Origin of the sequence: Streptomyces sp. SM1, assembly GCF_002910825.1 — a bacterium.
Lineage (GTDB): Bacteria > Actinomycetota > Actinomycetes > Streptomycetales > Streptomycetaceae > Streptomyces > Streptomyces okerensis.
Genome location: NZ_NEUB01000518.1, coordinates 1 through 10,366, shown reverse-complemented (window position 1 = coordinate 10,366; position 10,366 = coordinate 1). Strand labels below are relative to the sequence as shown.

Below are 10,366 nucleotides of genomic sequence, written 5' to 3'. Positions count from 1 at the left end.
GGCCAGGCGGTCGGCGTGCTTGTTCCGCTCGCGGGGGATCCACTCGTACGTCACCCGCTCCGGCGGGAAGACGCGGGCCGCCTCCGCCGCCAGCGGCCTCATCGCCGGGTGCTTGATCTTCCAGCGGCCCGTCATCTGCTCGACGACGAGCTTGGAGTCCATCCGGACGTGGACCCGCGCCTGCGGGTCCAGCGCGCGGGCGGCGTTCAGGCCGGCCAGCAGGCCCCGGTACTCGGCGACGTTGTTGGTGGCGACACCGAGGTACTCGGCCGCCTCCGCCAGGGTCTCCCCCGTCGCCGCGTCGCTCACCACGGCCCCGTAGCCCGCGGGCCCCGGGTTGCCCCGCGACCCGCCGTCCGCCTCGACGATGAACTCCCGCACGGCCACGAACCCCTACAGCCCCGACTCGGACGTACGCACCAGGATGCGACGGCAGTTCTCGCAGCGGATCACCGTGTCGGGAGCGGCGGAGCGGATCTCGTTCAGCTCGGTGATGGCGAGTTCCTGGCGGCAGCCCTGGCAGCTGCGGGCGTACAGCTTCGCCGCGCCGACACCGCCCTGCTGCGCGCGCAGCTTGTCGTACAGGCTCAACAGCGGGGCGGGTACGGAGCCCGAGACGACCTCGCGCTCCTTCGTCACGGAGGCCACCTCCGCGTCGATCGCCTCGACGGCCGTGTCCCGGCGCACGGTCGCGTCGTCGATCTTCCCCTGGACGGAGCCGACCCGCTCGGTCAGTTCGGTGACCCGGTCCTGCGCGGACTCGCGGCGCTCCATGACCTCCAGGACGACGTCCTCGAGGTCGCCCTGCCGCTTGGCGAGGGAGGCGATCTCGCGCTGGAGGTTCTCCAGGTCCTTGGGCGAGGAGACGGCCCCCGAGTCGAGGCGCTTCTGGTCGCGGACGGCACGCTGGCGCACCTGGTCGACGTCCTGCTCGGCCTTGGTCTGCTCGCGGGCGCAGTCGCTCTCCTCGGTCTGCGCGGCGACGAGCAGGTCGCGCAGCTGGGTGAGGTCCCGGTTCAGCGACTCGATCTCGCCGTGCTCGGGAAGCGACCGGCGCCTGTGGGCGAGCTGCTGGAGACGGACGTCGAGGTCCTGGACGTCGAGGAGTCGGATCTGGTCGGCGGGCTCGGCGTTCAGTTGGGGGCTCCAGATGTGTCGGGATCGGAAGGGGCGCGCACGGCGCTCCCCGGTACGGCGGTGGTGGGCGACGGACGGGCCGTGGACGCCGCGTGGGCGGTCCAGGGGTCGGTGGCCGTCTTCGAGACGTGGACCCTGAGGTCCCATCCGTGGCGGTCGGAGACCTCGTCGAGCTGCGCCGCGGCCAGCTCGCACCAGGGCCACTCGGTGGCCCAGTGCGCCGCGTCGAGCAGCGCGGGGGAACCGGGGGTGCCGGCCGCCATGAACTCGGAGGCCGGGTGGTGGCGCAGGTCCGCGGTGAGGAAGGCGTCCACGCCGGCGGCCCGGACGTGGTCGAAGAGGCTGTCGCCGGATCCGCCGCTGACGGCGACCGTGCGTACCGGCGCGTCGGGATCGCCGGCGACGCGGATGCCCTGCGCGGTGGCGGGGAGCCGTTCGGCGGCGCGGGCGGCGAGTTCGCGGACGGTCAGCGGGTGGATCGGTTCGCACACGCGGCCGAGGCCCCGGCGGCCGTCCGGATCGGACGGGTCCGGCACGAGGGGCCGTACGACCCTGAGGTCCAGGGCGCCGGCGAGGGCGTCGGAGACACCCGGGTCGGCGCTGTCGGCGTTGGTGTGGGCGACGTGCAGCGCGATGTCGTTCTTGATGAGGGTGTGCACCACGCGGCCCTTGAAGGTGGAGGCCGCGACCGTGGTCGTTCCGCGCAGATAGAGCGGGTGGTGGGTGACGAGCAGATCGGCGTCCAGTCCCACCGCCTCGTCGACGATCTCCTGGACCGGGTCGACGGCGAACAGGACCCGTCGGACCTGCATGCCGGGATCGCCCACGACGGTGCCGACCGCGTCCCAGGACTCGGCCCGCTCGGCGGGCCACAGGTTCTCCAGCGCGGCGATGACTTCTGACAGACGGGGCACGCCGCCAAGGCTACCTGGCCGGCCTGCGCGCCCGAACCGGCGGCGCTCCCCCGGAGCCGGCCGCCGGCCGTCCCGGCGCCTCGCTCCGTCGACCGGTGGCCGCGACCGCCGGGGAGTGATTCCGCACCGCCGTTCCGGCTCCTGGAGCACAACCCCTCCCTGCCCTCAGGCGAATCGTTCCTGGAGCACCCTTATGTGTGAAGCGAGGGCTCAGCGGTCCATCGCGGGAGGTGCGATAACTACCGTTAGTCACCGGAGGTGACCGAACAATGACGGTCTGTGCCATCGAACCTGCGACGGGACACGAGAACGGAGCCGGGCGGGCGGGCTGCGCCATCACCACGGACGGGAGCTACGCCGCGCGCCTCGCCCTCGCCGGCGACTCCTTCTTCCCGGAGCGCTGGACCCTGGGCGGACCCGAGCCCTACGCGGTACCCCTGCCCGGCAACCAGCCCGAGGAGCCCGGTACGGAGGTGCAGCCGCTCGGCGACGGGCGGGTCCTCATCCACCGGCTGGTGGACGGACGGCACGCCTTCTCCCTGCTGTACCCGGCCGGCACCGGCACCGGGGAGCTGCCGCTCGGCACGGTCGGGTGCCAGGACGAGGCCGCGCGGTTACGGCTGCTGCCACCCGCGCCGGGCGGGGAGCGTGCGTACGCCCTCGCCGTGGGCCGGGAGTCGACTTCGGTGTGGCTGGTCGCGGGCGGATCACGCGGGCCGGAGCGGGTCGCGGAGGTTCCCGGCCGCTGCTCGGGCGGGGTGTGGCTGGACCGGGACGGGCGGATGCTGGCCCTGGACCGGGAGAGCGGCGGGCGCACCAAGGCGGTCGTGGTCGACCTGGGGCGCGGCGGCGAGATGTCCCCGCTGCTGCAGATCACCGACGAGAGCGACGACCGGGTGCTGCTCGCCGACCCGGACAGCGGTCTGCTGCTGATCCGCTCGGACGCGCCCTCCCAAGGGCGGGACCGGCTCGGCTGGGGGGTGCTGGGCAGCACGCTGCCGGTGCGCTTCCCGGAGTGCCTGCGGCTGCCGGACTGCACGGTGACGCCGTTCGCGATCCAGCCGGGGCAGATGCTGACCCCGGAGGGGTGCGCGGTGGCGCTGCGCGTCGACGGCGCGGCGGGCAGCTGGGTCGGGGTGTGGCGGCCCGCGGAGCGGAAGGTGCGCCATGTCCCGGCCCCGGCGGGGTGGTTGGCCGGGGCCGGTCTGTGGACGGCGGACGGGGTACTGCGGCTGCCGTACGCCACCCGGTCGGTGCCGTGCGGTGTGGCGGTACTGAGGATGCCGGGGCAGGAGCGGCGGCCGGAGGGGCTGGAGGTCCGTCCGGGGGCGGAGGTCCGGGGGGCCCCGCCGGGTGAACTGCCGGCGCATCGGGTGGAGTCGCAGGCCCTCCCCGGCGAACTGCCGTCCTCCGAGGCTCCCGTGGCGTACGGGGTGTGCGAATCCCTGTCCGCCGCCCGCCCCGTGCCCCTGCAACAGGCGCCTCTGGGACGGCTTGTAACGAAGTAGTGGCGGTCGGCGTGGCCGCCTGGATCCGGGGTGTGGTGGGCCGGATAGACTCGCCCGGCTGTAGGAAAGATCATGTTTACGGGGTGAATTCCTTCTGATGAACGACGTCATCACACACCAGGCGCAGTCCACCGACGACGGACAGGCCACCTCCGGCCACGGCAGGCACCGGGGACCGGTCTCCACGCAGGAGCCCGAAGCGTCCCCGCGCGGCCGTCACCGCAGGCCGGCACCGGAGAACGAGCACGTGGAGTCGGCTGCCTGACGTCCCGTCGGGCCGGGGGTGGTCCGCCGCCTCCCGCCTGCCGCTGTCCGTCCGAAACGGCCCCGCCCGTCGCACACCGACGGGCGGGGCCGTTCGTCGTCCACCGGTTCAGGAGTGGGTGACGGTGGTGTCCGTGAGCACGGGTGCCTCTCCCCGGTCGACGGCGCTCACGGCCACCGTCACCTCGCCGTCCCCGCGCCACATCCGGACCCGCAGCGTCTCGCCCGGGTGGACGACCCCCGCGAAACGGGTGGCGCAGGAGCGGACGCGGGTGACGTCACCGTCGAGCAGGGTGTCGACGACCGCCTTGAGTGTCATGCCGTACGTGCACAGCCCGTGCAGGACGGGCCGGTCGAACCCGGCGAGCGCCGCGAACGCGGGGTCGGCGTGCAGGGGGTTGCGGTCGCCGGTCAGTCGGTAGAGCAGGGCCTGTTCCTCCCGGACGGCCACACCGAGGGTCCGGTCCGGCGGGCCCGTGGGCGCCCCGCCCCGCGTGGACGGGCCGCGGTCGCCGCCCCAGCCGCCTTCGCCGCGCACGTGGATCCGCGCGTCGCACGTCCACAGCGGGCCGTCGGTGTCGGCCGCCTCGGTGCGCAGGACGAGGAGCGCCGCCTCGCCCTTGTCGTACACGGCGACGATCCGGTCGCTGGTGGTCGCGCTGCCCTCGGCGGGCAGGGGGCGGTGCACGGTGAGCGACTGGCCGGCGTGCAGGACACGGGCCAGGTCGACGTCCACGCCGGGCATGGACAGCGCGCGGATGACCCCGGGCGGTCCGCCGCCCGCGACGGTGGCGAAGCTCGGCAGGACGTGCAGCCGGGACTCCAGGGTGTAGCGCAGTTCGCCGGAGTCGGTGGCGGGGCGGCCCGCGCCGATGCCGAGGTGGTAGAGCAGGACATCCTTGACGGCCCAGGAGATCCGGGCGGTACGGGGTGGGGCGGCGAGCGCCCGGGCTGCGTCGAGGGGCATGGGTCTCCTGATCGCCGTCGTCGGGGACGTCCCTGGCGAGGCTCGTACATCTTGCATGCCGGTACGTCGGTACGTCGTGCACGGCGAGGACACGGTGCCTTCGGGAGCGGCAGGCGGGACATTCGTCCTGCCGAGGACCGTACGGGCGGCTCTGCCGGGCGGGCGGAGCGGGCCCTACCGTCGGGAGTGACGACAGCTGAGGGACGGCTGAGGGACAGCGCGGGGAAACCGTGCGGGAAATGGGGGCTGATCGCATGTCCGGGTCATGTGGGACGGAAGGGCGCGTTCAGGAGAAGTGGCGGGCGGTGCCGCCGGGCGGCTTCGGACTGCTGCCGTGGCTGCTGCTCGGCATGGGTGCCTTCTCCCACCTCTTCCAGGGGACCACCGCGAACCCGTGGATCGGCGGCGCCGGTCTGCTGGTCTTCAACTCGCTCTACGTCTTCCTGGCCTTCAGCACCCACCCGTGCCGGCGCGACGCGCTCTCCACCCGGGTGGCGCTCGCTCTGCTGGCCGCGGTGACCTGCGCTCTCGCCATCGGCTACGGCGGCAGTTGGCTGCTGTTCTTCCCGCTGCTGGGGCTCGCGACCGGCGTGGTCCTGCGCGGGAGGCGGCTGCGGGTGACGGCGGTCGCCGTGACCGTGGTGGCGGGGGTGGTCTCCTGCGTCCACGACGGCTGGGGCGCCCTCGGCATCCTCTACGCGACGGCGGTCTCGACGGTGGTGACGGCCACGATCCTGCGGCTGGCGGAGACGGTGCGGGAGTTGCGGGCGGCACGCGAGGAACTGGCCCAGCGGGCCGTGCAGGAGGAACGCCTGCGGTTCTCCCGTGACCTGCACGATCTGCTCGGGCACACCATGTCGGTGATCGTCGTGAAGTCGGAGGCGGCCCGCCGGCTGGCCCCGCGCGATCTGGACGCGGCGCTCGCCCAGGTCACCGACATCGAGTCGGTCGGCCGGCAGGCGCTCACCGAGATCCGGGAAGCCGTGACGGGTTACCGGGACGGCAGCCTGGACACCGAACTGGACCGGGCACGCTCCGCTCTCACGGCGGCCGGTGTCACCCCGGTGGTACGCCGCTCGGGTCCGCCGCCGGGACCGCGTACGGAGGTGCTGCTGAGCTGGGTGGTCCGCGAGGCGGTCACCAACGTCGTACGGCACAGCGCGGCGGGCCGCTGCGAGATCGCGGTCACGACGACACCGGAACGGGTCCGGCTGACCATCACCGACGACGGTGACGGCGCCCGCGGGACGGACACGGACGGTACGGGTCTGCACGGTCTGACCGAGCGGCTCGCTGCGGCGGGCGGCACACTGCGCACGGGCGTGGGCGTGGGCGGGGACGGGGACGGGGACGGGGACGCCGAGGGGGACGACGCGTCGCGGGCGGGTTTCACACTTTCGGCGGAGCTGCCGGCCGACACCGCCGACTCCACCGGCACCCCTGCGGCGGCACCGGAGCCCGTGGCGGCGGGGGCACGGCCGGGGCCGGCGGACCGTGCGAAGACCCCGGTCTGAGCCACGGTGTCCGCACCGGCCGGGCGCGTTCCGTCTTCCGCGCCCTACGCTTCCCCTGTGAACGAGATGCCCCGCGACCACCGGCCCGCCACGTCCGTCCGGGTACTGCTCGCGGAGGACCAGGGGATGATGCGGGGAGCGCTCGCGCTGCTGCTGGGGATGGAGCCCGACATCGAGGTCGTGGCGCAGGTGGCGGCGGGTGATGTGATCGTGGACACGGCACTCCTCCACCGCCCCGATGTCGCTCTCCTCGACATCGAGCTGCCGGGCATGAGCGGTCTGGAGGCCGCCGCGGAACTGCGGACGCAGGTGCCGGACTGCCGGGTGCTGATCCTCACCACATTCGGGCGCCCCGGCTATCTGAGGCGGGCCATGGAGGCGGGCGCGGCGGGGTTCCTCGTCAAGGACGGGCCCGTGGAGGAACTGGCCTCGGCGATCCGCCGGGTGCTGACGGGGGAGACGGTGGTCGACCCCGCGCTGGCCGCGGCGGCGCTGAGCGCGGGACCCAGCCCGCTCTCGGCCCGCGAGTGCGACGTCCTGCGGGCATCGGCGGACGGCGCGACGGTCGCCGACATCGCAGCCCGCCTCCACCTCTCGGAGTCCACGGTCCGCAACCATCTCTCCGCCGTCATCGGCAAGACCGGCACCCGCAACCGCACGGAGGCCCTCCACGAGGCCCGCCACCAGGGCTGGCTGTAACCGGCGGCCGGGGACACCGTCTCGTCCGGGACGGACCGTGCGGGCGGACGGCGGCGGAACCCACGTCGAAGCACCGGCCGGCACCACACGGCACCGGCGCCGGCACCAGTGACCACGGGGACTACGGGCCCGCGGCCGGTCCCGTCGGGACGCCACCGTGCCTTGCCCTGCCGCACCTGCGAAGCCGACCGGCCCGGCGCAGACCCCCACCTCCTCCCGGCCGGCCGGGCCTACCGTGGTGGCGCCGCCGGCCGGCGCGGTAGCCAGACCCACATCAGTACGGCACCGACCGCCAGCACCACCGCACCCGTGCCGAAGACCAGCGCGTACCCCTCCGTCAGCGCCTCCGGGGTCCGGACTCCCGCCGTGTGGGTCGCCGCGATGGTCGACATGACGGCGAGGCCCAGGGAGCCGCCCATCGTGCGGGACGTGTTGACCAGACCGGAGACCAGGCCGGCCTCCTCCGGCGCCGCGCCGGACATGGCCACCGCGGCGAGCGGGGTCCCGGCGAGGCCCGCGCCCAGCATCATCAGGATCCCGGGGAACATGATCGCGGTCAGATACGCCCCGTCGGCGGTCATCGTCGACTGCCAGCCGAACCCGGCCAGCGCGATCAGCGTGCCGAGCACCGCCACCGCGCGCGGTCCGGCCGTACGCATCAGGCGGGGCGCGAGTTTGGAGCCGAGGATCACGGCGAGCGAGCTCGGCACCAGGGCGAGTCCTGCCTCCAGCGGGGTGTAGCCGAGCACGTTCTGCGCGTACAGGGTCATGAAGAACCACATGCAGAACATCGCGGAGCCGCTCAGGAACATCCCCACGTTCGCCGACGCCACCGACCGCAGCCGCAGCAGACCGAGCGGCATCAGCGGGGCCCTGCTCCGCGCCTCGACGACGAGGAAGAGCGCGATCAGGGAGAGCCCCGCGCACAGCGGCACCAGACTGGCCCCCGCCGCCCAGCCCTCCGCCTCGGTCTGCGAGATGCCGTACGCCAGGGTGGCGAGGCCGGCCGTCACCAGTACCGCGCCCGGGAGGTCGAGCCGCCGCCCGTCACCGGCCCGGCTCTCGGTCAGCCACAGGGCGGCCCCGGCCAGTACCACCGCGCCGACCGGCACGTTGATCAGCAGCACCCACCGCCAGGACAGCATGTCCACCAGCACCCCGCCGACGAACCCGCCGGCCGCGCCACCGCCCGCCCCGACGGCCGTCCAGGTCGCGATGGCCCGGGCACGGGCCGCGCCCTCCGGCACGGCCGAGGTGACGATGGTCAGCGTGGAGGGCGCCAGCACGGCCGCCCCCAGCCCCTGCACCGCCCGCGCCAGCAGCAGCTGCCAGTCCGCCTGGGCCAGCCCGCCCGCCAGCGAGGCCAGTGTGAACAGGCCGAGGCCAACGAGGAACATGCGCTTGCGCCCGTAGAGGTCGCCGGCGCGGCCGCCGAGCAGCATGAAGCCGGCGAAGGCGATGGAGTACGCGTTGACCACCCACTGGAGTCCCCGCTCGTCGAGCGCCAGCCCCGTACGCATCGACGGCAGTGCGACGTTCACCACCGAGATGTCCAGCACGACGAGGAACTGGCCGGCACAGGCCAGCGCCACCACCAGCCATGTCGGGGGCGAGGCGCGTCCGGGCTTGCGGATCGTGTCGGTGGCTTCGAGCATGGTCGCCATGCTCTCAACCGGCCCGCGTCGCCCGCATCGGCATTACGGCACCGTTGCCACCGGCGGCGGTCTCGTGTGACCCTCCGGTACCGGCGATGGCCAAGGAACGGTCAAGATTTCGACAGGGTGCCGACGCATCGGAATAGTTGCCTCGGTGTACGGGGTTCGGATTGCACGTATCACCGGGCATCCCCGTACCTCCCTGTGCGCCCCTGTGATCCACCCCCGTAGACGGCCGGCCCCGGAGGCACCCTTCATGACGCAGACGACGACCGACCGTCCCTCCGGCAGAGCGGGCGGGGCCGTGGTCCCGGTGCTCGCCTTCGCGGGCATCGTCGTCGCGGTGATGCAGACCCTGCTGGTCCCGGTCATCAAGGACCTGCCGCGCCTGCTGGACGCCTCCCCCGCCGACGCCACCTGGGTCCTCACCTCCACCCTGCTGTCCGGCGCCGTGGCCACCCCGATCATGGGCCGGCTCGGCGACCTGTACGGCAAGCGGCGCATGCTGGTGGCCAGCCTCGCGGTGATGGTGATCGGCGCGCTGATCAGCGCGTCCACCAGTGATCTCATCCTGATGATCACCGGCCGCACGCTCCAGGGCGTCGCGATGGGCGCCATCCCGCTCGGCATCGGCCTGATGCGCGACATGCTTCCGCGCGAGCGGCTGGGTTCCGCGATGGCCCTGATGAGTTCCTCCATAGGCGTCGGCGGCGGTCTCGCGCTGCCCGCCGCCGCGCTGGTCGCCCAGCACTCCGACTGGCACGCCCTCTACCTCGGGGCCGCCGGCCTCGGCGTCCTCGCGATCGTCCTCACCCTCACCGTCGTGCCGGAGTCCCCGGTGCGCGCCGAGGGCACCTTCGACCTGCCGGGCGCGCTGGGCCTGTCCGCCGGGCTCGTGCTGTTCCTGCTCCCCGTCTCCAAGGGCAGCGACTGGGGCTGGACCTCCGGCACCACCCTGGGCCTGCTCGGCGCGGCCGTCGTGGTCCTGCTCCTGTGGGGCGTGATGGAGCTGCGCGTCCCCGCGCCCCTGGTGGACCTGCGCACCAGCGCCCGCCGCGAGGTCCTGCTCACCAACCTCGCGTCGATCATGGTCGGCGTCTCCTTCTTCGTCGTCTCCCTGGTCCTCCCCCAGCTGCTCCAGCTGCCCGCCGGGTACGGGCTCGGCCAGTCGATGGTCGTCGCGGGCCTGTGCGTGGCCCCGCTGGGCGTGACGATGATGTTCACCGCCCCCGTCTACGCCCGGCTGTCGGCCCGGTACGGCCCGAAGACCACGCTCATCCTCGGCCTGCTGATCATCGCGGCGGGCTACGGGGGCGGCCTCGGCCTGATGAACGCCGCCTGGCAGACCGTCCTCACCTCGGTGATCCTCGGCGCGGGCATCGGCCTCGCCTACTCCTCCCTGCCCGCGCTGATCATCAACGCGGTCCCGGCCTCGGAGACCGGTGCGGCGAACGGTCTCAACACGCTGATGCGTTCCATCGGTACGTCGGTGTCGAGTGCCGTCATCGGCATGGTGCTGGCGAACACGGCCGACACCGTGGGCGGGGTGGAGATCCCGACCCTGCACGGCTTCCGCCTCTCCTTCCTGATCGCGACGGCCGCGGTGACCGTGGGTCTGCTGCTGGCCCTGTTCCTGCCCGGCACGCGCCCCTCGGAGCAGCTTCCGCGGCTACGGGCGAGCAGCGAGGAGGACGCGAACCTGGAGCGC

10 protein-coding genes are annotated in these 10,366 nt (G+C 73.5%); 5 read left to right on the top strand and 5 right to left on the bottom strand.

Translation table 11 applies throughout. The annotated features are described in order from the left end of the window. The 3 genes from B9S61_RS12740 to B9S61_RS12730 form a co-directional block, all read right to left on the bottom strand. The coding region (locus B9S61_RS12740; protein ID WP_146064812.1) for a reverse transcriptase-like protein at positions 1-381 on the bottom strand (381 nt) is incomplete at its 3' end. Between the two features lie 12 nt (positions 382-393). Next, positions 394-1,137: a zinc ribbon domain-containing protein gene (locus B9S61_RS12735; RefSeq protein ID WP_103542355.1), complete on the bottom strand. Its 744-nt coding sequence runs from the start codon at positions 1,135-1,137 to the stop codon at positions 394-396. Next, positions 1,134-2,051, bottom strand: a complete 918-nt coding sequence (locus B9S61_RS12730) for a Nif3-like dinuclear metal center hexameric protein (protein ID WP_103542353.1) — start codon at positions 2,049-2,051, stop codon at positions 1,134-1,136. Before B9S61_RS12730 ends, B9S61_RS12735 begins: the two co-directional genes overlap by 4 nt. A 269-nt stretch (positions 2,052-2,320) precedes the next feature. Here B9S61_RS12730 and B9S61_RS12725 point away from each other — a divergent pair, with 269 nt between their 5' ends. After that, the gene (locus tag B9S61_RS12725) at positions 2,321-3,559 is read left to right on the top strand and encodes a hypothetical protein (RefSeq protein ID WP_103542352.1); all 1,239 of its coding nucleotides are present in this window, start codon (positions 2,321-2,323) and stop codon (positions 3,557-3,559) included. Between the two features lie 97 nt (positions 3,560-3,656). After that, positions 3,657-3,824 (top strand): hypothetical protein, encoded by a 168-nt coding sequence (locus B9S61_RS40810; protein WP_181007353.1) that lies wholly within the window; start codon positions 3,657-3,659, stop codon positions 3,822-3,824. A 108-nt stretch (positions 3,825-3,932) separates the two neighbouring features. Here B9S61_RS40810 and B9S61_RS12720 read toward each other — a convergent pair whose 3' ends face one another. Then, positions 3,933-4,790 carry a MaoC/PaaZ C-terminal domain-containing protein gene (locus tag B9S61_RS12720; RefSeq protein WP_103542351.1) on the bottom strand — a complete coding sequence of 286 codons (858 nt, stop codon included), beginning with the start codon at positions 4,788-4,790 and terminating at the stop codon, positions 3,933-3,935. Positions 4,791-5,044: 254 nt separating this feature from the next. Between B9S61_RS12720 and B9S61_RS12715 the strand changes: the two genes are divergently transcribed. Continuing rightward, positions 5,045-6,304: a sensor histidine kinase gene (locus B9S61_RS12715; protein ID WP_258039639.1), complete on the top strand. Its 1,260-nt coding sequence runs from the start codon at positions 5,045-5,047 to the stop codon at positions 6,302-6,304. Between the two features lie 66 nt (positions 6,305-6,370). Then, positions 6,371-7,003, top strand: a complete 633-nt coding sequence (locus B9S61_RS12710) for a response regulator transcription factor (RefSeq protein ID WP_103542349.1) — start codon at positions 6,371-6,373, stop codon at positions 7,001-7,003. A gap of 230 nt (positions 7,004-7,233) precedes the next feature. Here the strand turns inward: B9S61_RS12710 and B9S61_RS12705 are convergent, their stop codons facing one another. Next, complete coding sequence (locus B9S61_RS12705; protein WP_181007352.1) at positions 7,234-8,667, bottom strand: MFS transporter; 1,434 nt, start codon at positions 8,665-8,667, stop codon at positions 7,234-7,236. A gap of 247 nt (positions 8,668-8,914) precedes the next feature. On the opposite strand from B9S61_RS12705, the gene B9S61_RS12700 reads away from it, so the two are divergent. Continuing rightward, positions 8,915-10,366, top strand: a 1,452-nt coding sequence (locus B9S61_RS12700; protein ID WP_103542348.1) for an MFS transporter, incomplete at its 3' end; no start/stop codon positions are given.

What these genes read in the sequence shown, in the direction of transcription:
- B9S61_RS12725 (WP_103542352.1), top strand. Translation starts at nt 2,321, where the DNA reads ATGACGGTCTGTGCCATCGAACCTGCGACGGGACACGAGAACGGAGCC.
- B9S61_RS40810 (WP_181007353.1), top strand. Translation starts at nt 3,657, where the DNA reads ATGAACGACGTCATCACACACCAGGCGCAGTCCACCGACGACGGACAG.
- B9S61_RS12720 (WP_103542351.1), bottom strand. Translation starts at nt 4,790, where the DNA reads ATGCCCCTCGACGCAGCCCGGGCGCTCGCCGCCCCACCCCGTACCGCC.
- B9S61_RS12715 (WP_258039639.1), top strand. Translation starts at nt 5,045, where the DNA reads ATGTCCGGGTCATGTGGGACGGAAGGGCGCGTTCAGGAGAAGTGGCGG.
- B9S61_RS12710 (WP_103542349.1), top strand. Translation starts at nt 6,371, where the DNA reads ATGCCCCGCGACCACCGGCCCGCCACGTCCGTCCGGGTACTGCTCGCG.
- B9S61_RS12705 (WP_181007352.1), bottom strand. Translation starts at nt 8,667, where the DNA reads ATGGCGACCATGCTCGAAGCCACCGACACGATCCGCAAGCCCGGACGC.